This is a genomic window from Teichococcus aerophilus, from assembly GCF_014490485.1.
GTDB classification, from domain to species: Bacteria; Pseudomonadota; Alphaproteobacteria; order Acetobacterales; family Acetobacteraceae; genus Pseudoroseomonas; species Pseudoroseomonas aerophila.
Genome location: NZ_JACTVA010000009.1, coordinates 118,134 through 139,307 on the forward strand (window position 1 = coordinate 118,134; position 21,174 = coordinate 139,307).

At 69.3% G+C, this 21,174-nt stretch carries 21 protein-coding genes, 2 tRNA genes and 1 pseudogene; 18 read left to right on the top strand and 6 right to left on the bottom strand.

The genetic code is table 11. From position 1 onward, the window contains the following. Positions 1-76: 76 nt before the first annotated feature. A complete protein-coding gene (locus tag IBL26_RS07700; protein ID WP_187783890.1) occupies positions 77-745 on the bottom strand; it encodes an alpha/beta hydrolase in 669 nt (222 codons plus the stop codon). A 388-nt stretch (positions 746-1,133) separates the two neighbouring features. On the opposite strand from IBL26_RS07700, the gene IBL26_RS07705 reads away from it, so the two are divergent. The 8 genes from IBL26_RS07705 (at position 1,134) to IBL26_RS07740 (ending at position 7,993) form a co-directional block, all read left to right on the top strand. Continuing rightward, the gene (locus IBL26_RS07705) at positions 1,134-1,706 is read left to right on the top strand and encodes an Rrf2 family transcriptional regulator (RefSeq protein WP_241749117.1); all 573 of its coding nucleotides are present in this window, start codon (positions 1,134-1,136) and stop codon (positions 1,704-1,706) included. Next, positions 1,703-2,797, top strand: a complete 1,095-nt coding sequence (locus tag IBL26_RS07710) for a cysteine desulfurase family protein (protein WP_187783891.1) — start codon at positions 1,703-1,705, stop codon at positions 2,795-2,797. Before IBL26_RS07705 ends, IBL26_RS07710 begins: the two co-directional genes overlap by 4 nt. Before the next feature lie 12 nt (positions 2,798-2,809). After that, complete coding sequence (locus tag IBL26_RS07715; RefSeq protein ID WP_187783892.1) at positions 2,810-3,997, top strand: cysteine desulfurase family protein; 1,188 nt, start codon at positions 2,810-2,812, stop codon at positions 3,995-3,997. A 10-nt stretch (positions 3,998-4,007) separates the two neighbouring features. Then, entirely contained in the window at positions 4,008-4,334 is a 327-nt protein-coding gene (locus tag IBL26_RS07720) for a ferredoxin family 2Fe-2S iron-sulfur cluster binding protein (RefSeq protein WP_187783893.1), read from the top strand. Position 4,335: 1 nt separating this feature from the next. Beyond that, positions 4,336-5,028, top strand: coding sequence for a TenA family protein (locus IBL26_RS07725; protein WP_187783894.1), 693 nt, complete (start codon positions 4,336-4,338; stop codon positions 5,026-5,028). Beyond that, on the top strand, positions 5,025-6,131 hold the full coding sequence (gene mnmA, locus IBL26_RS07730) for a tRNA 2-thiouridine(34) synthase MnmA (RefSeq protein ID WP_187783895.1): 1,107 nt from the start codon (positions 5,025-5,027) through the stop codon (positions 6,129-6,131). The genes IBL26_RS07725 and mnmA overlap by 4 nt, the downstream gene beginning before the upstream one ends. 53 nt (positions 6,132-6,184) lie before the next feature. After that, positions 6,185-6,261, top strand: a tRNA-Met gene (locus IBL26_RS07735). A 292-nt stretch (positions 6,262-6,553) separates the two neighbouring features. After that, complete coding sequence (locus tag IBL26_RS07740; protein WP_187783896.1) at positions 6,554-7,993, top strand: DUF1254 domain-containing protein; 1,440 nt, start codon at positions 6,554-6,556, stop codon at positions 7,991-7,993. 7 nt (positions 7,994-8,000) lie between these two features. On the opposite strand, the gene IBL26_RS07745 is transcribed toward IBL26_RS07740, so the two are convergent. From IBL26_RS07745 to def, 4 genes are all read right to left on the bottom strand, one after another. Continuing rightward, the gene (locus IBL26_RS07745; protein ID WP_187783897.1) at positions 8,001-8,885 is read right to left on the bottom strand and encodes an MBL fold metallo-hydrolase; all 885 of its coding nucleotides are present in this window, start codon (positions 8,883-8,885) and stop codon (positions 8,001-8,003) included. Between the two features lie 193 nt (positions 8,886-9,078). Next, the gene (gene truA / locus IBL26_RS07750; protein ID WP_187783898.1) at positions 9,079-9,840 is read right to left on the bottom strand and encodes a tRNA pseudouridine(38-40) synthase TruA; all 762 of its coding nucleotides are present in this window, start codon (positions 9,838-9,840) and stop codon (positions 9,079-9,081) included. Beyond that, positions 9,841-10,746, bottom strand: coding sequence for a methionyl-tRNA formyltransferase (gene fmt / locus IBL26_RS07755; protein WP_187783917.1), 906 nt, complete (start codon positions 10,744-10,746; stop codon positions 9,841-9,843). It abuts the gene before it with no gap. A 5-nt stretch (positions 10,747-10,751) separates the two neighbouring features. After that, positions 10,752-11,285 carry a peptide deformylase gene (def, locus tag IBL26_RS07760; RefSeq protein WP_187783899.1) on the bottom strand — a complete coding sequence of 178 codons (534 nt, stop codon included), beginning with the start codon at positions 11,283-11,285 and terminating at the stop codon, positions 10,752-10,754. A 149-nt stretch (positions 11,286-11,434) separates the two neighbouring features. On the opposite strand from def, the gene IBL26_RS07765 reads away from it, so the two are divergent. Both IBL26_RS07765 and IBL26_RS07770 read left to right on the top strand, forming a co-directional pair. Then, on the top strand, positions 11,435-11,908 hold the full coding sequence (locus tag IBL26_RS07765; protein ID WP_187783900.1) for an Hsp20 family protein: 474 nt from the start codon (positions 11,435-11,437) through the stop codon (positions 11,906-11,908). 144 nt (positions 11,909-12,052) lie between these two features. After that, positions 12,053-12,295, top strand: coding sequence for a hypothetical protein (locus IBL26_RS07770; protein ID WP_187783901.1), 243 nt, complete (start codon positions 12,053-12,055; stop codon positions 12,293-12,295). 84 nt (positions 12,296-12,379) lie between these two features. Here IBL26_RS07770 and IBL26_RS07775 read toward each other — a convergent pair whose 3' ends face one another. Further along, complete coding sequence (locus IBL26_RS07775; protein WP_187783902.1) at positions 12,380-13,486, bottom strand: trypsin-like peptidase domain-containing protein; 1,107 nt, start codon at positions 13,484-13,486, stop codon at positions 12,380-12,382. A gap of 244 nt (positions 13,487-13,730) precedes the next feature. On the opposite strand from IBL26_RS07775, the gene IBL26_RS07780 reads away from it, so the two are divergent. From IBL26_RS07780 to IBL26_RS07815, 8 genes and pseudogenes are all read left to right on the top strand, one after another. After that, a tRNA-Thr gene (locus IBL26_RS07780) sits at positions 13,731-13,805 on the top strand. A gap of 214 nt (positions 13,806-14,019) precedes the next feature. Next, on the top strand, positions 14,020-15,609 hold the full coding sequence (locus IBL26_RS26060; RefSeq protein ID WP_187783903.1) for a DUF4214 domain-containing protein: 1,590 nt from the start codon (positions 14,020-14,022) through the stop codon (positions 15,607-15,609). A 251-nt stretch (positions 15,610-15,860) separates the two neighbouring features. Further along, positions 15,861-17,621: a uracil-xanthine permease family protein gene (locus tag IBL26_RS07790; RefSeq protein WP_187783904.1), complete on the top strand. Its 1,761-nt coding sequence runs from the start codon at positions 15,861-15,863 to the stop codon at positions 17,619-17,621. Between the two features lie 143 nt (positions 17,622-17,764). Next, positions 17,765-18,712, top strand: a complete 948-nt coding sequence (locus IBL26_RS07795; RefSeq protein ID WP_241749136.1) for a polysaccharide pyruvyl transferase family protein — start codon at positions 17,765-17,767, stop codon at positions 18,710-18,712. 265 nt (positions 18,713-18,977) lie between these two features. Continuing rightward, the gene (locus tag IBL26_RS07800; RefSeq protein WP_187783906.1) at positions 18,978-19,400 is read left to right on the top strand and encodes a Tat pathway signal protein; all 423 of its coding nucleotides are present in this window, start codon (positions 18,978-18,980) and stop codon (positions 19,398-19,400) included. A gap of 10 nt (positions 19,401-19,410) precedes the next feature. Continuing rightward, positions 19,411-20,184 (top strand): MotA/TolQ/ExbB proton channel family protein, encoded by a 774-nt coding sequence (locus tag IBL26_RS07805; protein ID WP_187783907.1) that lies wholly within the window; start codon positions 19,411-19,413, stop codon positions 20,182-20,184. 5 nt (positions 20,185-20,189) lie between these two features. Beyond that, entirely contained in the window at positions 20,190-20,648 is a 459-nt protein-coding gene (locus IBL26_RS07810) for an ExbD/TolR family protein (RefSeq protein ID WP_187783908.1), read from the top strand. A 13-nt stretch (positions 20,649-20,661) separates the two neighbouring features. Then, positions 20,662-21,174 (top strand): annotated as a pseudogene (locus tag IBL26_RS07815) (hypothetical protein); the annotation flags it as partial.

The window sequence follows — 21,174 nt, forward strand, 5'->3', positions numbered from 1 at the left end:
AACCATGCGACGGGCCGAGGCACAAAAAAACCGGGTGGCCTGCGCCACCCGGTTCATTGTGTGAAACCGCTGCCGATCAGTCGGCGGCCATGGCCATCCGGGCGCGGTTCAGCATGGTCTGCACGTGGTCCTCGGCGGCGTCCGCCACCTTCACGGTCTGCTCGGGCGTGAAGACGTGGCCGGCGCCTTCCAGCACGCGGTAGTCGATGGCGATGCCGCGCTGGGTGTTCAGCTTGTCCACCAGCTTGCGGACGGACGGCTCGGGCACCAGCTCGTCATCCTGGCCGTGCATGATCAGGCCGGAGCAGGGGCAGGGCGCCAGGAAGCCGAAATCGTAGTGGCTGGCAGGGGCGGAGATGGAGACGAAACCGCCCATTTCCGGCCGCCGCATCAGCAACTGCATGCCGACATAGGCACCGAAGGAATAGCCGGCGACCCACAGCATGGAAGCATTGGGGTTCACGGCCTGGATGAAGTCCAGTGCCGCCGCAGCGTCCGAGATTTCCCCGATGCCGCCGTCGTAACGGCCCTGGCTACGCCCGACACCGCGGAAATTAAAGCGGAGGGCGGAAAAACCCATATCCTGGAAACGGGAATACAGCGCGTGCACCACGCGGTTGTTCATCGTGCCGCCGTGCAGCGGGTGGGGATGAAGAACCAGGGCAACCGGAGCGTTGGGCTGCTTCGAGTGGTGGTAACGACCCTCAAGCCGGCCATCAGGCCCGGCGAACATTACTTCAGGCATCGTTCCCTTGCATCCAGTGCGGTGGGCGCGGCAGCGCCCGTTTGGGAAGCCATGTGCCCGGGGCGCGTCATGCGTCCCATCGACAGAACCGGGGCCACTCCAGCGTCACAGTCAGTCATCGGGCCTGCACATCATGCGGGCCGAATGGTTGACTGCGTAAGTCAGGATCAATAGCGTTCCCTAAGGCGGCGAGAACGCAGGGACCCGTACCTGAAATGGCCTTGGCGCCGCGGGGCAGGCTTCCTCCTCCCCCGGACAGCCCCAATATACGCATGCGGTACGCAATTTCATAACAGATTCATGGCCTCTTCGGTGCCTGAGACGCCGAAACCATTCGTTACCAAGCTTCGCGCCCCGTTCCGGGCGCCATGAGGAAGAAAAACCAGCCATGCGGCTGTCTACACGTGGTCGATATGCCGTGATGGCCCTGGTCGAGCTCGCGGCCCGGACGGACCCCTCCTGCCGACTGAATGACAGCCATGCGCCTGACGCAGGTGTTGGCACCGACTCCCTCGACGAGCGCCCTGTCAGCCTGACCGAGATCGCGGCCGCGCAGATGCTCTCGGTGGCCTACCTGGAACAGATCTTCGCCCGCCTGCGCCGCGCCGGTCTGGTGGAGTCGGCGCGGGGCCCTGGTGGTGGGTATCGCCTGGCGAGACCGGCGCAGTACATCCCGATCGGCGCCATCATCGATGCAGTGGATGAGCCGATCACCGCCACGCGCTGCGAGAGCGTGGCGCCCGGCTGCCTGGCCGGCCAGCGTTGCCTGACCCACGACCTCTGGCACGAATTGGGCGAGCAGATCCGGCTGTTCCTTCTTCATATGTCGCTGGCGGACGTGCTGGCCGGCCGCGTGCTTGGCCGCGCCTTGCCACCGGCGGCCGCCGCGCTGGGGCTGCACGCACCGGTCGCGCCGGATTATGCGAAGGGGGACATTACGCGGGGGGACGACACTCCATGAGTGCCCTGTACCTGGATGCCAATGCCTCTGAGCCGCTGCGGCCAGAGGCCCGTGCGGCCCTGCTCGCGGCGCTTGACCTGCCGGGCAACCCCTCCTCCGTCCATGGCGATGGCCGGGCGGCGCGGCGGGTGCTGGAACAGGCGCGTGCCCGGGTGGCGGCGCGGTTCGGCAGCCGCCCGCGCGATGTCGTCTTCACCTCCGGCGCCACCGAGGCCAATGCGATGGCGCTGCACGGCCTGGGGGCCGGGCGGCGCATCCTGGCCGGCGCCACCGAACACCCCGCCATCCTGCGCGCCATGCCGGGTATCGAGCAGTTGCCGGTGCAGGCAGACGGGCAACTGGACCTCGCCGCGCTGGAGGCCGCGCTGGCCTCGGGCGGTCCGGCGCTGGTCTGCGTCATGGCCGCGAATAACGAGACGGGCGTGTTGCATCCGCTGGAAGACGTGATGCTGCTGTGCCAGCGGCACGGGGCGCTGCTGCATGTCGATGCCGTCCAGGCCGCCGGCCGGGTGCCGGTCTCGCTGGCCGGGCTGGGTGCCGACTCCATGGCGCTTTCCGCCCACAAGATGGGTGGGCCAAAGGGCGTCGGCGCGCTGCTGCTGCGCCCGGGGCTGGATCTCGCCGCCCTGCTGCCCGGCGGCGGGCAGGAGCGTGGCCGCCGCGGCGGTACCGAGGCCTTGCCCGCCATCGCCGGCTTCGGCGCGGCGGCGGAGGCGGCCGACCCGGCCCAGAGCGCGCGCCTCGCCACGCTGCGCGACGCCATCGAGGCCGGGGTGGGCCCAGAAATCGGAATCCTGGGCGCAGGGGCGCCTCGCGTCCCCAACACCACCTGCCTGCTGCTGCCCGGCACCCCGGCCGAGACCCAGGTGATCGCGCTGGACCTGGGCGGGATGCGGGTTTCGGCCGGCTCCGCCTGTTCCTCCGGCAAGGTCGCCGCCAGCCATGTGCTGCTGGCCATGGGGCTGGGGAGAACCGAGGCCGCCGCCGCCATCCGTGTCTCGCTGCCCTGGAATGCGCCCGACGATGCGGCGGAGCGCTTCCTGGAGGCCTATGCTGCCCTGCGCGCCCGCCTGAGCCGCAACGCCGCCTGAGGGAGCCGCGCATTGCCCGCGAACCGTCCGGTCTATCTCGACAACCACGCCACCACGCCGCTGGACCCCAGGGTGTTGGCAGCCATGCGCCCGTGGTGGGAAGAGAATTTTGCCAACCCGCACAGTGTCGAGCATGTGCTGGGCCGGGCGGCCGAGGCTGCGGTCGAGGATGCGCGCGCGCATGTCGCCGCGCTGATGGGTGCCGAGGCGAGGGAGATCATCTTCACCTCCGGCGCCACCGAGTCGAATAACCTGGCCATCAAGGGCGCCGCCCGCTTCGCCGCCAGCCAGGGCGATGCCCGCCGCCGCGTCATCACCGTCGCCACCGAGCACAAATGCGTGCTGGAGAGCGTCCGTGACCTCGCCGCCGAGGGGTTCGAGCCCGTGGTCCTGCCGGTCGGCCCCGACGGTTTGCTGGCGCCGGAGACCCTACGCGCGGCCCTGGCCGTGCCGACGCTGCTGGTCTCCGTCATGGCGGTGAACAACGAGATCGGCGTGGTGCAGGACCTGCCGGCCCTGGCCGCGCTCGCCAAGGAAGCCGGCGCCCTGTTCCATACCGATGCCGCCCAGGGCGCCGGCCGTGTAGCGCTGGATGTGCGGACCTTGCCGGCGGACCTGATTTCGTTCTCCGGGCACAAGATCTACGGGCCCAAGGGGATCGGCGCGCTCTATGTCCGCCGCCGGCCGCGCGTGCGGCTGCTGCCCTTGTTCTCCGGTGGCGGACAGGAGCGGGGGCTGCGCTCCGGCACCCTGCCGGCGCCCCTGCTGGTCGGGCTGGGGGAGGCCGCGCGCTTGGCCCAGGCGGAGCGGCAGCTGGATGCCGGGCGCATCGGCGGGCTGCGGGACCGGCTATGGGCCGGCTTGCGGGCCGAAGTGCCCGGGGTGGCGCAGAACGCGCCGCAGGCCCCCCGCGTGCCGGGCAATCTCAGTCTGTTGTTTCCCGGCGGCGCCACCGCCCAGGCCATCATGGCGGCGGCGGCGGAGGAGCTCTGCGTCTCCACCGGTTCGGCCTGTTCCTCGGCCGAGGTGGAGCCCTCCTACGTGCTGCGGGCCATCGGCGTGCCGGACGCGGCGGCGAGGTCGTGCTTGCGGATCGGCATCGGACGCTTTACCTCGCCCGCCGATGTGGACCTTGCCGCGGCCGCCCTGGGCCGCGCCTGGCGCCAGGCCCTTTCCGAAACCAGAGATGCGGCGGAGTAGAGAGACGGCGATGCCGAAGATGACGTTCATCGAGCGCGACGGTACGCGGCGCGAAGTGGAGGCCCCGCTCGGCCTCTCCGTGCTGGAAATCGCGCACCGCAATGATGTGGACATCGAGGGTGCCTGCGAGGGCAGCTTGGCCTGCTCCACCTGCCACGTCATCGTCGATTCCAGCTGGTTCACCAAGCTGGAGGACCCGACCGAGGATGAGGAGGACATGCTCGACCTCGCCTTCGACCTGCAGGAGACCTCCCGCCTCGGCTGCCAGCTCATCATGAGCGAGGAACTGGACGGGCTGGTGGTGAAGCTGCCGGCCGGCACGCGGAACGCGGGCTGAGATGAGCTTTCCCGCGCCCTACGGCGCCCCGGGCGGGCTCGCGCGGCGGCTGCGGGAAGCCTCCCTGGAACGGTGGGATGCCTATTGCTGGCACCCCTTCGTGCAGGGACTGGCCGAGGGCACGCTGCCCCTGGCCTGCTTCCAGCGCTACCTGGTGCAGGACTGGCTGTTCCTCATCCAGTTCGCCCGCGCCAAGGCGCTGGCCGCCTTCAAGGCGGAAAGCCTGGCGGCGCTGCGCACCAAGGCCTCCGGCTTGAATGCCCTGCTGTCCGAGATGCAGATGCACCTGACCTATTGCGCCGAGTGGGGCCTGCTGGAAGCCGACGTGGTCGCGCATACCGAGGCACCGGAGACCGTCTCCTACACCCGCTGGGTGCTGGATCGGGGCATGGCGGGCGATATCCTGGACCTGGAAGTCGCGCTGGCGCCGTGCACGATCGGCTATGGGGAGATCGCGCTGCGGATCATGGCGCATCCTGGCCGCAAGCGGGACGGCAACCCATATGAGAGCTGGATCGAGACCTATGGCTCCCTGGGCTACCAGGCCCTGGCCAAGAGCGCGGCCGAGCGGCTGGACGCGCTGGGCATCAGCCATGGGGGCGATGCCCGCTTCCCCAGCCTCTCCGCCACCTTCGGGGAAGCGGCGCGGCTGGAAATCGCTTTCTGGCAGATGGGGTTGAACGCAGCATCATGAGGGTACTGGTCGCCATGTCCGGCGGGGTGGATTCCTCCGTCGTCGCGGGGCTGATGAAGGAGGCGGGGCACGATGTGATCGGCGCCACGTTGCAGCTCTACGACCATGGCGAAGCGGTGCAGAAAAAGGGCGCCTGCTGCGCCGGCCAGGACATCCACGATGCCCGCAACGTGGCCGACCGGCTGGACATTCCCCATTACGTGCTGGACCGGGAGAGCCGCTTCCGCAAGGCGGTGATCGAGGATTTCGCCGACGCCTATGCGCGCGGCGAGACGCCGGTGCCCTGCATCCGCTGCAACCAGACCGTGAAGTTCACCGACCTGGTGGAACTGGCGAAGGACCTCGGCTGCGAAGCCCTGGCCACCGGCCACTATGTCCGCCGCGTGGAAGGCCCGAACGGGCCGGAACTGCGGCAGGCGGTGGACCCGGCGCGGGACCAGTCCTACTTCCTGTTCGCTACCACGCCGGCGCAGCTGGCCTTCAGCCACTTCCCGTTGGGCGACTATGCCTCCAAGGCCGATGTCCGCGTCCAGGCGGCGCGGCTGGGCTTGGACGTGGCGGCCAAGGCGGACAGCCAGGACATCTGCTTCGTGCCCCGTGGCAATTACCACGAGGTCGTGGCCGGCATCCGCCCGGACGCGGCGCAGCCCGGCACGATCGAGCATGTCGATGGCCGGGTGCTGGGCACGCACCAGGGCATTGCCCGCTACACGGTGGGGCAGGGGCGTGGCCTTGGCCAGGCGTCGCGGGATGGCGAGGAGCCGCTCTACGTCGCCACGCTGGATGCGCCGCGCCGCCGCGTGGTGGTAGGCCCCCGCGCCGCCCTGGCGGTGCCGGAGGTGGTGGTGGGCGAGGTGAACTGGCTGATCGAGCCCGGCGCCGCCCCTTTTGCCTGCACAGTGAAGCTGCGGGCGCGCGAGAATCCGCAGCCGGCAACCGTGGCCTGGGATGCCGCCGCCCGCCTGATGCGCGTGCGGCTGGACGTGCCGGCCATCGCAGCCCCCGGCCAGGGCTGCGTGTTGTACGATGGTGACCGCGTGCTTGGCGGCGGGTTTATCCGCAGCGCCGTCCGGGCTGTTGACAGCGGCGGAAAGGCGGCCTAATTCGCGCCACCTGACGGGAACGATCCTCACGGACCACCCCGGCAGCTTGGTTTGGCGGTGTAGCTCAGCTGGTTAGAGCACAGCACTCATAATGCTGGGGTCGGCGGTTCAAGTCCGCCCGCCGCTACCAAACCTCCCCCTCTTCCTCGACATTCGCAGCCTGCGCCCTCGGCCAAGCCGGGTATCTTGGCGCGGTTTGCTCTGCAAAGCCCGCGGACAATCCAGCAGCTTTCCTGTCGGGGCATTTACGTTGCGATATCGTTATTAGGGCGCCTAGGCTCCGCTTCCGGCGTCCAGGCCGCTGGTCCGCTCGCGCGGCCGGCCGTCGCCCCCTCACGCCGGCAAACGGGGAGGACACGATGGCGGAGAGCTTATCTGCGGACCCGCTTCCGGCAACGCCTTGGGGCTTTTCCTTACCAGACATGGAGGACTCACCACCGGCGGGCGCGGAGGAATGGGAATCCCACTACGCCTACACGCTGGGCCTGCAGGCCTACATCTATGGCTTCCCCTGGATGTACCTGGCGCAGCTCCGCTGGCTTTGGACCAGCGAGGCCGGCAGGAAGGTGGCGGAGGCGCAGCACAGGAGCATGCCCTGGGCGCCGCTCAATAATTTCTTCAACGTGGATCATCTGGCGACGCCGGAGGACCAGACCGGCGGCTCCCCCAACCATGACACGCTCTACTCGGTCGCGTGGCTGGACCTGGCGGCGGAGCCGATGGTCATCTCGGCACCGGCGATCACCGACCGCTTCTGGTGCATGCAGATGTGCTGCATCGATTCTGACAACTTCACCTATATCGGCAGCAAGGCGACCGGCAACGCCGCGGCCAATTACCTGGTCGGCGGCCCCGGCTGGCACGGCGCGGTGCCGGCGGATGTGCTGGACGTCCTGCCGCGCGCACGTACGCCCGCCGTGCTGATCTTCGGCCGGACCGGTGTGAACGACGATGCCGATGGCGGTGCCGATCTGCAAAAGGCCCGTGCGCTGCAGCTGCAATACCGCATCACGCCACTCTCCGTCTGGGCCGGGCAGCCGCGCCACCCGTCGCGTCCGCCGCACGCGCAGGTGCCGGCCGGCATCGATTACGAGAATGCGCTGGGCAGTTGGATCACCATGAACCGGGCGATGACGGAGAACCCGCCCGGCGCCGCCCCCGGCATCGATCAGGCGGAGCTGCTGCGCCTGTTCGCCACCATCGGCATCGGCCCTGGCCAGAGGCTGGAGGATCGCTCCCCCGCCACGCGGGCCGGGTTGCAGCGCGCGGCCAAGCATGGATTGCGGCTGTTGCGGCAGATGGCCAAGGGCCGAGGCAAGAGCATCAACTCCTGGCACTACCCGCCCCCCATCATCGGCCGGGCAGGGCAGGCGAGCGACTTCGTCACCCGCGCCGCCATGCAGGCCCTGGCGGGCATTTCCGCGCATGACCCGGAACAGGCGGTCTACGTCAACACGGCGAAGGATTCGGACGGCAACGCGCTGGCCTCGGACGGCGCCTACGTCATGGCCTTCGACCCGGCGGCAGGTGGCTTCCCGCCTTACCAGAAGGAATTCCACGGCTTCTGGTCCGTCACCATGTACGGCGCCGACTACAACCTGGTGAAGGGCACGGACAATTACTTCGTCAACGGCTACTACCCGCGCTTCCAGACCCTCGGCCCGGACGGCAACATGACCGTCCTGATCCAGCGCGAGCAGCCGCCCGACCCTTTGCCGGACGGCACCTACTGGCTGCAGACCCCGGACCCTGCCGACCCGACCACCGCAAGCTGGTACCTGATCCTGCGCGTCTACGCGCCCGGGCCGGAAGTGTCCTTCATCCAGAGCTGGGCGCCGCCGGCGATCCGGCGGGTGAGCTGAGAAAGGGTCAGCCCCAGGCGCAATCGCCCAGGGCATCCAGCGGGATTTTGAGGTACCGCCGGCCATTCGCCTCGGCCGGCGGCAGTTCCCCACCCGCGATGTTCACCTGCAGGGCGTGCAGGATCAGCTTGGGCATCGGCAGGGTGCGGTCCCGCGCATTGCGCATCGCCACATAGGCGGCTTCGTCCTTGGCCTGGATGACGTGGATGTTGGTGGCGCGCTGTTCGGCCACCGTGCTCTCCCACGCTGGCGGGCGGCCCTTGGGGCGGTAGTCGTGGCCGGTGAACAGCCGTGTCTCGTCCGGCAAGGCCAGCACGCGCTGGATGCTGCCCCACAACGCGCTGGCGCTGCCACCCGGGAAATCCGCCCGCGCCGTGCCGGAATCCGGCATGAACAGCGTGTCGTGGATAAAGGCGGCATCGTTGATGCGGTAGGTGGCGGAGGCCAGGGTGTGCCCCGGGCAGAACATCACCTCCACTGGCAAATCGCCGATCGAGAACACTTCGCCATCCGCGAAGCGGCGGTCCCACTGGGAGCCGTTGGTGGCGAAGTCCGCCGGCAGGTTGTACAGGTCCTTCCACAGCTTCTGCACCTCGACGATCTTCTCGCCGATGCCGGTGGGCGCCCCGGTGCGCCGCTTCAGGTAGCCGGCGGCGGAGAAGTGGTCCGCATGCGGGTGGGTATCCAGCACCCAGCGCACCGTCCAGCCCCGCGCCGCGACATGCGCCAGCAGCGCGTCGGCCGAGGTGGTGGCGGTGGAGCCGGATTTCTCGTCGTAGTCCAGCACGGGGTCGATGATGGCGCATTGGCCGCTCCGCGGGTCCGCCACCACATATTGGATGCTGCCGGTGCGTTCGTCGTAGAAACTATCGACCAGCGGGGAGTGCGCCATCCAACCAACCTCCTGAAGTCAAGATCTGCAGGTTCGCGCACCGGACCGACATGCCCGGACGCTGCGGTGGGGCGCCTAAGGCCATGCCCCGTTCGCCCGGCCGCGTGGTTGCTGCCCGCGATGCAGCGTTACTGTTCAAGCTTGAGCTTGCGGCTTAGGCCGGCGCGGCGCAAGGGCCGGGCACCGGCGCGGCTCAGCACCAGTCCAGCGCTTCCGGATATTCCGCCCGCAGGAAGGTCAGGCCATCGGCCGGGGCGGTCTGGCCGGCGCGGGTACGGTCGCCGCCCTCCAGCACCTGGCGGGGCCAGGTGACCGGCTTGCGCCCAAGCCCGACCTCCACCAGCGTCCCGACCATGTTGCGCACCTGGTGGTGCAGGAAGCTGCGGGCGGCGGTGTGGATCACCACCTCATCCCCCAGCCGGGCCACGTCCAGCTGGTCCAGCGTCCGCAGCGCGTGCTTGGCCTGGCAGGTGGCGGCGCGGTAGGCAGAGAAATCATGCCGGCCGAGCAGCATCTGCGCCGCCGCATGCATCGCGCCCGCGTCCAGCGCCTGCGGCACATGCCACACCCGGCCGAGATCCAGCGCCGGGCGGGCGCGGCGGTTGAGGATGCGGTAGCGATAGGCACGGCCCTGGGCGGAGAAGCGCGCCGACCATTCCGCCGGCGCCCGCGCGACGCTGACGACCGAGACGGGGTGCGGCCGGCTGCGGGTATTCAGCGCCTCCCGCAACCGCTCCGGCGGCAGGTCCAGCGCCAGGTCGATATGGACCACCTGGCCCTCGGCATGCACGCCGGCATCGGTGCGGCCGGAGGCCACAGTCTCGGGCAACTCGCCGCCATTCAGCGGCGCGCCGGCTTCCTCCAGCACCTGCTGGATGGACAGGCCGTTGATCTGCCGCTGCCAGCCGACGAAGGGCGTGCCGTCATATTCCAGCAGGAGGGCGTAGCGCGGCATTCAGCCCAGCACGTCGCCTGGGGCCAGGGCGTAGCCGCGCAGGAAGGCCTCGGCGGGCATAGCGGCGCGGCCGGCGCGTTGCAGCTTCAACAGGCGCAGCGCGCCGTCGCCGCAGGCCACCAGCGCGGCATCGTCCAGCACCGTGCCGGGGGCACCCTGGCCGGCGGCGGGCTCGGCTTCCAGCACACGCAGCGTGTCCTCGCCATGGCGGAAATAGGTGCCGGGCCAGGGATTCAGGGCGCGCACGCGGCGGTCCAGCGCCACGGCACTCTCGGCCCAGTTCAGGCGGCCATCCTCCTTGCCCAGCTTGGGGGCGTAGGTGATGCCGTCCTCCGGCTGCGGCACCGCGGCGGGCCGTTCCGCCAGGGCGCGCAACACCAGTGGGCCGCCGATCGCCGCCAGGGCGTCGTGCAGTTCCGGCGTGGTGGCGCGGGGGCCGATGGGTACGCTGCCGCGCAGAAGCATCGGGCCGGTATCCAGCCCTTCATCCATCTGCATGATGGTGATGCCGCTTTCCGCGTCGCCGGCCAGGATCGCCGCCTGGATCGGCCCGGCGCCGCGCCAGCGCGGTAGCAGGGAGGCATGGATGTTGAGGCAGCCCATCCGGGGCGCCTCCAGCATCTCACGCGGCAGGATCAGGCCGTAGGCGGCGACGATCGCGGCATCCAGCCGCAGCGCCGCGAAGGCCGCGTGCTCGGTGGCATCGCGGCGGACGCGGGCGGGGGTGCGGACCGGCAGGCCGAGGTCCAGCGCGGCGCGGTGCACGGGGCAGGGGGTTTCCTTCTGCCCGCGCCCGGCCGGCCGGGGCGGCTGGCAATAGACCATGACGATCTCATGCCCCGCCGCATGCAGCGCCCGCAGCGCCGGGACGGAGAAGTCCGGGCTGCCCATGAAGGCGAGGCGCAGGCGGCTCACTCGCCGTCCCGCGACTTGTTCTTCAATTCCTTGGCCAGCTTGCGCAGCAGCATGTTCCGCTTGAGGGCGGAGATGTGGTCCACGAACAGCACGCCATCCAGGTGATCCAGCTCATGCTGGATGCAGGTGGCGAGCAGGTCGTCCGCTTCCATCTCCTGCTTGCTGCCGTCCAGCGCCATCCAGCGCAGCTTGATGCGCGCCGGGCGGGTGACGTCCGCATACTGGTTGGGCAGGGAGAGGCAGCCTTCCTCCCGCGTCGCCAGCTCGTTGCTCTCGGCGACGATCTGCGGGTTGATCAGGACCATGGGGTCCTGCTGGTCATCTTTCTGGATGTCTACCACCGCCATGCGGAGCATGACGCCCACCTGCGGCGCGGCCAGGCCGATGCCCGGGGCCTTGTACATGGTGGCCAGCATGCGGGGCGCGAGCTCCCGCACGGTGTCCAGGTCGCCGGGGCCTACGGGGCGGGCCTTGGCGCGCAGGCGGGAATCGGGGACCAGCAGGATGGGGAGGAGGGTTTCGTCGGGCATGGAAGCCGTGCTGTAGCCCCCTGTGGCCGCCGGGTGCAACAGTGGGCTCCTCTTGCAATGCGGGCCAAAGCGCACAAGATTTCCCTGCACGATGGAGTGCTTCGGGCTCCATCGATGTCTCGCTCTCAAATGAGGAGGCCAAACCGCCCATGTCACGCTCTTCGCTTTTCGGCTCGCCTTTGTTTCTCGGCTTCGATCATCTCGAGCAGATGCTCGACCGTGTCGCGAAGAGTTCGGACGGCTATCCCCCTTATAATATCGAGCAGACCGGTGAGAGCCGCCTGCGCATCACCCTGGCCGTCGCCGGCTTCAGCATGGATGACCTCCAGCTGACGCAGGAGGACAACCAGTTGGTGGTACGCGGCAAGCAGAAGGATGATTCGGAAGGCCGGATCTTCCTGCACCGTGGCATCGCCGCCCGGCAGTTCCAGCGCGCTTTCGTGCTGGCCGAGGGCATCGATGTCGAGGGCGCCTGGCTGGATAACGGCCTGCTGCATATCGACCTGAAGCGGCCGTTGCCGGAAGTGCGGGTGAAGGCCATCCGCATCGGCACCAAGGGCGCCCAGGGCGGCCGGCCACTGGTGAACGGCACCACGCTGGACGATACCGCCGGCGGCGAGTGAGGCCGAGACGACGACGTGCCTGCAAACATGACGGCCCTGCCGCGTTGGCTTTGGTAAGCGACGCCTGACAGAGCTTCACCGCGGTGCGGCAGACCAGCCGGCCGCAAGCCGGGCCCAGACGGGCCGGCAACAGGAGTCACAGAGATGAACAAGGACCTTTCGCCCCGTCCGTTCGATGCCGCCACTGCCCTGCGGCACCTGACCGCCGCGGACTGGGCACGCTTCGGGGCTGAGCAGATGGCCTATATCCGCCCCGTGGTGATCGACGGCGCCCATGTCGTCGCCATCCACTCGGCCGATGGCACGCAGATCGGCGCCGCGCCCGATGCCTCCCTGGCAACCGCCGCCATTCTGCAGCACGAGATGGTGCCGCTGCTGGTGCACTGAGACGAAAGGCCGCTGCCATCACTGGCAGCGGCCTTTTGACGGGATCAAGCCCCGGCCGGTTCATACCGGCCGGGGCTTCGCATTTTAGCCCTCCGTTGGCAGCGTGCCGAGGGTGACCTGCATGTCCAGCGTCGCGGCGCTGCGCTTCACGGCCAGCTTCAGTGCGCTGCCGGGGGCATGGTTGGCCACCTGGCGCGCCAGGCTGCGGCCATCGGCGATCTGCCCGCCATCGGCCTCGACGATCACGTCGCCGGGGCGCAGGCCGGCCCGGGCCGCCGGGCTCTCCCGCTGCACCGCCACGACCTTGGCGCCGGTCCGCTCCTCGCCATTCGGGCCGAGCTCGACGCCCAGCCAGCCACGCTGCACCTGGCCGCCATCCTTCAGCTGCGCCACGACCTTGGAGGCCAGTTCCGCCGGAATGGCGAAGCCGATGCCGACCGAGCCGCCGGTGGGCGAGACGATAGCGGTGTTCACCCCCACCACGTTGCCCGCCATGTCGAACAGCGGGCCGCCGGAATTGCCCGGGTTGATGGCCGCGTCCGTCTGCAGGAAGTCGTCATACGGCCCTGCGCCCAGATCCCGCCCATGGGCGGAGATGATGCCGGAGGTGACAGTGGCGCTGAGACCGAACGGGTTGCCGACGGCGATGACCACGTCACCCACCCGCGGTTCCGCCCCGGTGGCGAAGTTGACGGTCGGCAGCGGCTTGGGCGACTCCACCTTCAGCAAGGCGAGGTCGGTGCGCTGGTCGCCGCCCACCAGCCTGGCCGGCAGCTCCGTGCCATCGGACAGCGTCACCTTGATCTGCGTGGCCTGGCCGGCGACGTGGAAATTGGTGACGATGTAACCGGAGGCGTCGATGACGAAGCCGGAACCCTGACCCATGGCGCGCGGCCGGCCCTGTTCCCGCTGGCTCTGGTCCCGCTGGCGCGGCGGCGCCTGCCGCTTGCTGGGCAGCGCGCCGTCCTGCACCGCTTCCGGGCCACCTTCCATCACGCTGATACGGACCACGGCGGGGCTCACCTGCTCCACCAGGTCGGCGAAGCCCTGCGGATGGCTGGCCGCCACGGCGGGCGAAAGGGCCGCCTGCGCCTGATAGGGCAGCATCTCGGCCGCACCGATGGCGGTGGTGGCCAACAGGGCCAGGGCCAGGGCGCGGTGACTGAAGCGGGACGGCAGTTTCAGGCGCATGTTCGTCTATCCTCCATGTGTCGCGATGCGATGGAGGAATGATGACGCGGCGCACATGTCCGCAGCCCGGGCCTGGGCCTTAACCTTGTTCCATAACAGATTACACGACCGAAATAGTCGCTGTTACAATAGCCACCGCTACGCGCGCGCGTGGGGCAGCGGCCGAGCACCCTCGCTTTCTGCGCATTGAGGCCACGAAGGGGAGTTGCCCTCCGCCACGGAGGCCGCTAGATACCCGCCGCCAGCCGACGTAGCTCAGCGGTAGAGCAACTGATTCGTAATCAGTAGGTCCCCGGTTCAATCCCGGGCGTCGGCACCATTCTCCCCCTTGCTTCCATATCCGAACGCCCAGGCTGGCTGCGGCTGACCCGCAGGCTTGAGGCTGGATGCTGTTCTGATGGCCGCACGCTCCGGCCAGGGTGGATAATGTTGCGCTGGGGCACCACTCGTCCTCGCGAAAATTTCATCCCGATTGACGATTTTCGCTCCGCGCAATTAAATTAAGCCCTCGAAATGTTCTGAGGGAGAGCGCCGTGGCGCAGCCATTCAACCCGGTCGAAGGCGTGGACTGGGGGACGAAACTTCCGGGCTACTGGATTACCTACCACTTCGCCGATCCGGTCGGCGACGACATGGACCCGGTGACGCAACTGCACGGCATCTCCTTCAATCCGGAAGCCTGGAGCACCTATCAGAAGGCCCAGGCGGGCCTCGCGTTCCAGACCTTCAGCGACATCACTAACCTGCAATTCGCCGAGGCGTCTTCCGACGCCTCCATCCTGGTACTCGCCCAGGGGACGTTTCTTGATAACCTGAGCGTCCTGGGCGCGTTTGGCGCGCCACACACCGGGGACGTGTCCGGCCAGGGCGTCTTCAACACCGCCGGGCCCTCCTGGTCCGACACGCCGGGCCAGGCGCTGGAGCAGGGCGGCTATGGCTTCGATACGCTGATCCATGAGCTGGGCCACGGGCTGGGCCTGGCGCATCCGCACGATACCGGCGGTGGTAATTCACCGATCTTCCCCGGCGTCACGGACCCGTTCGACAGCAGCGGCTACTTTGACCTGAAGCAGAGCATCTACACCATGATGTCCTATGTGGACGGGTGGGCGACGGCTCCCGAGGGCGTATCGCCCGACAAGGCCCACGGCTTTGTCGGCACGCCGATGGCGTTCGACATCGCGGCGCTCCAGCAGAAATACGGCGCCAACATGGAGCACCGCACCGGCGACGACACCTACCTGCTGCCGGACGTCAACGCATCCGGCACCTTCTATGCCTGCATCTGGGATGCCGGCGGCACTGACACGCTGGCCTATGCCGGCACGCGGGACACGACGATCGACCTGCGGCCGGCCAGCCTGGAATATGCCGTCGGCGGCGGCGGCTACATGTCGCACGCTCTCGGCGTATTCGGCGGCTTCACCATCGCCCATGGCGTGGTGATCGAGAACGCCACTGGCGGCGCCGGCAACGATACGCTGACCGGCAATGACGTGGATAACCACCTGCAGGGCGGCGCTGGCAATGACGTGCTGATGGGCTTCGGCGGCAACAACCGCCTGGATGGCGGCGTGGGCATCGATACCGCCGCTTATCTGCAATCCCGTGCCGGCTACAGCGTCGATGTCGTCGATGGGCTCTTCCAGGTGCGGGCACTGGCGGGCGGTTCCAGCGACACGCTGGTGCAGGTCGAGCAACTGCGCTTCACCGAGGGCACGTTGCTGACGCGCGCGGCGACGGATGACGGGCTTTCCGTCGGCGGCCTGTATCGCGGCCTGCTCGGCCGTTCGGCGGAAGCGGATGGCTTCCGGTTCTGGACCGAGCATGCCGAGACGGCCGATGTCGGCAGCGTGGCGCGCAGCATGGTGAATTCCAGCGAATTCGCCAACGGGCTTGGCAACGCCACGACGCAGGATTTCGTGGCCGGTCTCTACGGCAACCTGCTCAGCCGCTCGGCCGAGGCCGGTGGGCTGCAATTCTGGATGGATGCGCTGGAGGCCGGCCTCGATCGCGGCACGGCGGCGCTCGGCTTCATCGCCTCCAACGAGTTCCGGGAGCAGCACTTCGCCGGGCTGTTCGGCGATCTCTCCACGCTTGGGGACGTCTGGACGGCCGCCTGAGGCCGATGGCGGCGGCAGGGCAGGGTGGGGCATCGCCTCCATCCTGCCGCTTCTGCCTGCTTCTCCATCAGCCGCCGCCCGCCGCCTTGTCGGTTGCCTGACAAGGCGGCAGAGTGCCGGGACGGAGCACGGGCCCGTCTGCGCTCGCGCTTCATGCTGCCGGAGGAGGGCGGGACACTGGCTGAACATCCACCAACCCGCCCGGCCTCCCGCTCACCCAGCGGGTTCTGCCCCAGCAGGCGCTCCACGGCATGAAGGCCTGGCTGGAGCATGCCTTCCCCCGCCCCGTGCCCAGCCGGCGCAAGCGCCCCGACGAATTCGTCCATTCCATCGACGAGGTGCCGCCGCTGTCCGTGCTGCTGAGCATGGGGCTGCAGCACGGCCTGTTGGCGATGATCTTCGCCCTCTACGCCGTCATCTGCGCGCAGAGCCTGGGGTTCGACGCCACCCGCACCGCCGCCTTCGTCAGCGCCACCGTGCTGGTGATGGGGCTTGGCACCATGCTGCAATCGCTGCCGACGCGCTTCGGCGCTGGCCTGCTGCTGGTCAGCATCCCCGGGCCAGGGCGGCTGCCGGTGCATATCGCGGTCGCGGCCCATTACGGCATCGGCGCCGTCATGGGCGCCACGCTGGTGGCGGGGGTGGCGACCATCGCCATGGCACGCATCATCCCGCGCCTGCGGCCGGTGTTTCCGCCGGAGGTCATCGGCGTCGTCGTGTTGATGCTGGGGATCACGCTGGTCACCGGCGCGGTCAACCGCAGTGTCGGCTTCACGGCTGACGAGGGCGGGATCTCCGCCCCCGCGGTGCTGGCGGCGGTGCCCACGGTGGCCTGCATGGTCGGCATCGCCATCTGGGGCTCCGCCGTCTGGCGCCGCGTCGCCATGTTGATGGGCGCCGTGGCCGGCACGGCCGTCACGGCCCTGACGGGCACGCTGCCGCTGGCAAGCCTGGAGGTGCCGCTGGTGGCGGTGCCCGGCCTGGGGCTGGGCCTGCCGGCGCCGGAATTCCACCTCGTACCGATCGCGGTGATCCTGCTGTCCCAGTTCATCACCATGATGGACCAGTTCGCCAGCACCCTGTCGCTGGACCGGATGACGGATGCCAACTGGCGCCGGGCGGACATGCCGATGGTCGCCCGCTCCATCACCGGCCTGGGCGTGACGCAGATGCTGCACGGCCTGTTCGGCACGCTGGCGGGTGGGTCGTCCTCCGCCAATATCGGCCTGGTGCATGCCACCGGCATCGCCGCCCGGCGGGTCGGCTTCGTCGCCGGGGCGTTCCTGGTGGCGGCGGCGTTCTTTCCGCCCGTGGCGGCGCTGCTGGCGCTGACGCCGCCGCCGGTGGTGGGCGGCATCCTGCTCTACACCGCCGCCTACATGATCACCGCCGGCATGGACCTGATCATGTCGCGCATGATGAATGCGCGCCGCAGCTTCACCGTGGGGCTTTCCATTGTGCTCGGCACCGCGGTGATGCTGGTGCCGCGGCTGAGCCAGGATGCACCGGAATGGAGCCGCATCGTCGTCGCTTCCGGCCTGACGGTGGCGTCCCTGGCGGCGGTGGGCCTGAACGCCATGTTCCGCATCGGCACCCGCCGCATCCAGCGCCGCCGCCTGACATCGGGCAGCGAGGGGGAGGATGCGCAGGATGCCCTGGATTTCTGCGGCAAGCTGTGGGGCGTGCGGCAGGACACCGTGCTGCGCGCCGGACACGCGGTGGGCGAGGCGGTGGAAGCCCTGCGTACCACCGGCATCGAGGGCGCCATCACCCTTACCACCAGCTTCGACGAGTTCACCTTGGTCAACACCCTGTCCTACCAAGGCCACGCCCTGCATCTGGGCCCCCAGGCGGCACCGGACCTGACCGCCATGCTGGACGCGGAGGATGACGACGCGATGGACGACGCGGTGCGCCAGCTCTCCACCCACCTGATCCTGAAGCTGGCGGACCGGGTACGGGCTACCCAGCGCGGTGACATGGCGGAGCTGACGCTGCTGCTGAACCACTAAAGGCCGTCCGCCGCACGCTTCCCGCTACCAAATCACGGCTTTTTGCTGCAATGCGAACAGGCCGGGCTTCTCCGTATGGGTTCATGCGCCGGGATGGGTGCTAAAGCCCGCCATCGGTGGCCAGGAGCAATGGCATAGTGCGGATGAATTGGATGCGTGGCGGCAAGGTGGGGAATATGGGCGATCTGCTCAGTCCCATCATCGTGGCCGCGCATACGGGCCAGGCCTTGCGGTACACCCGGCCAGTCTCGCCGCGCAGCCGGTTGATCGCCATCGGGACGATCGGCCAGAAGCAGCGCTTCGGCCATGTCGATGTCTGGGGTTCCGGCTTCGGCGGGGAGGAAGGCTCGTTCGAGGTGCAGCGGCGGTTCCGCAACCCACGCCTGACCCGCTTCAACCCGCATGCCGTGCGTGGCCCCTTCAGCGCCGCGCTGCTGCGCGATGCCGGCTACGCCACCTCCGGCGTCATGGGCGACCCGGCCTGGCTGCTGCCACGCCTCTGGCCGGGGGAGGGCGTGCAGAAGCGCTGGGACCTCGGCGTCGTGTTGCATATCTCGGAGCTGGAAGAGCGTACGCCCTTCGCTGGAGCCAAGGCGGAATTCAACCGCTACCGCATTCCGGAAGGGCTGACCGACTCCATCCGGGTGATGAACACGGTGGTGGAGCGCGATATCGGCCAGGTGCGGGCGCGGGTGGAGGACATCCTCTCCTGCCGCCGCATTCTCAGTACCAGCCTGCACGCTTTGGCGGTGGCCGAGGCCTACGGCATTCCCTGCGCCACCTTCGACATCCATTCCGCCCCCTCGGGCCTGTTCGGCGTCGAGGATCCCAGCACGCCGATCGACCACCGCATCCGCGACTACTACGCCGGCAGCGGCCGCCAGGACGTCCTGGTCTATCGCACGGAGCGGCACATGGAGACCGACTGGGACGCGGCCATGGCCTTTATCGACCGGCATTGGCAGCCGATCGACTACGATCCGTCCCGCTTGCTGGAAGTCTTCCCCCGACGATTGGCGGAGGCTGAGGAATTCCCGCGGCCGGACGTGATGGCGCGGCTGTCCTCCCTGGCCAATATCGCGCGCCACTAGAGCGAGTGCTTCGCCGGCCGGCATGACGCCAGGCCCGCCGCATTACGGCGGGTGAGCGCAATGCCGAGAGGTCATCTGGCCACCAACACTCCCGCCCCAGCCTGTGTGGGCCAATCCGGGCTGGGCTGCCTGGGGCTGCACCGGCCTCCATCCTCGGCCGGCATTCCCCCTTCACATCCCAATATTGCGAGTCATTCGCATTGCGTGTGCGTCGCAATGAGGCCATAAGCCAACCGATATCCGAAGCCGCCGTCGGGGAGTTGTCATGCGCCGTCTGTTGTCCGTTCTGGGTCTGGCCGCGTTCTGCGCCGCCACGCCGGCCATCGCGCAGGAAACGCCGCGGATCTCCATCGAGCTGAACCGGCTGGAGGCGCAGGGCAACAACTGCCGCGTCTGGATGCTGTTGCGGAACCCGGGGCAGGAGGCGGTGGACCCGCTGCGCCTGGACCTGCTGATGTTCGGCAAGGATGGCGTCATCGCCCGCCGGCTGGCGCTGGATGTAGGGCCCGTGCCTGAGCAGAAGACCCTGGCGCGTATCTTCGACCTCGCCGGCCAGTCCTGCGACAGCATCGGCTCCGTGCTGCTGAATGACGTCCTGGCCTGCGGGCCGACTGCGGAAACCCGTGCGGCGTGCCTGCCGCGTCTCGCTCTCGCCTCGCGCGTGAGCGGCGTCTCGTTCGATAAGTAAGGAGGTCGCGATGAACCCGACCGATGCCACGACCCAGGCTGCCACCAATGGCACCGACGCGGCGCTGAACGCCATGGCCGCCGGGCCAGACCTGTCCGCCGTCGGGTTGTTCCTGCATGCCGACTGGGTCGGCAAGCTGGTGATCATCCTGCTGGTCCTGGCCTCCGTCATCTGCTGGGCCATCGTGATCGAGAAGGCGGTGCTGTTCCGCCGCCTGGGCGCCCAGGTGAAGCACTTGGTCTCCGCCGCCGCCCCGGGTGCCGGCCCCGCCGCCGCCGCGACGCCGCAGGGCGAGGAACTGGCGGCCCAGGTGCTGCGCGCCGGGGCCCGCGAGTGGCGCGAGGGCCGGGACCATGACGAAAGCCGGGCGGAATACCGCTACCGCATCGAGCACACCATGCGCGGCACCATCGCCGCCCTGATGCGCCGGGCCGAGCCGGGCCTGCCGTTCCTGGCCACCACCGGCGCCGTGGCGCCCTTCGTCGGCCTGTTCGGCACGGTCTGGGGCATCATGCGCAGCTTCGCCAGCATCGCGCAGAGCAACGATACCAGCCTGGCCGTCGTCGCCCCCGGCATTGCCGAGGCGCTGTTCGCCACGGCCATCGGCCTCGCCGCCGCCATCCCTGCCGTCATCGCCTATAACCGCCTGACGGTGCGCCTCTCCAAGATGCGGCAGGTGGCGAATGGCGCGGCGTCGGACCTCGCCTCTGGCCTGTCCCGCCGCCCGCCCGCCACTTCCCACGGTGCCCCGGTGCACGCCCGCGCCCACGCGGCGGCGGAGTAAGCCCGATGGCAATGACCGGCCCCAGCCTCGGCGGCGGTTTCGACGATGACGATGGCGGCATGCCGATGGCCGACATGAACGTCACGCCGCTGGTGGACGTCATGCTGGTGCTGCTGATCATCTTCATGGTCGCCGCGCCGATGATGGTGGTCGGCGTGCCGGTGGAACTGCCGCGCACCGCCGCGCCGCGCGCCGCCGCGCCGCGCCCGCCGGTGGTGTTGACCGTGGCCGCCGATGGCCGCGTCTTCCTGGCCAAGGAAGAGATCCCCGCCGACCAGCTCTCCGCCAAGCTGAACGAGCTGCACACGGCCGACCCGGAAGCGCCGATCTATGTGCGTGGCGACCGCGCCGCGCCGTATGGCGAGGTGCTGCGCGTGATGGGCCGCGTCACCCAGGCCGGCATCACCCGCGTCTCGCTGATCGCCGAGGTGGAGCCCGGCGCCCCGGCCGTGCAGGCCCGCTGAGAAGGCGCATCGCATGAGCAGCTCCATTGCGTTGCAGGGGGAAGGCCGCGTCTCCGGCTACCGGATGCTCGGCTGGGGTGCCTCTGCCCTGGTGCATGGCGGGGTCCTCGCTGTGCTGCTCTACGGCCCGATGATGTCGGAACCGCCGCCGGTGCCCGACGCCGTCATCCCGCTGGAAGTCGCCTCCATCCCCGCGGCGCCCGCCGCGCCGGAGGAGGAGACGGGCGAGGTGATGGAGCAGACCCAGGTGATAGCGCCGGAGGCCACCAGCGCCACCAATGTACCGCCGCCCCCCATGGCGATGACGGCGCCCGAGCCGGTGACCACGAGCGAACCGCCGCCGCCCGACACCGTGGCCGCCACGCCGCCGATGGAAGCCGCACCGCCGCCGCCCGACGCCGTGCAGGCGGTGGAGCCCGAGATGCAGCAGGCCGTCGAGCCGGACTCGATTCCGCTGGAAGCCGCCGACATCCCGCCGCCGCCGCCCGCGCCGCCACCCCCGCCCGTGCAGGCCCGCCCGCCGGCC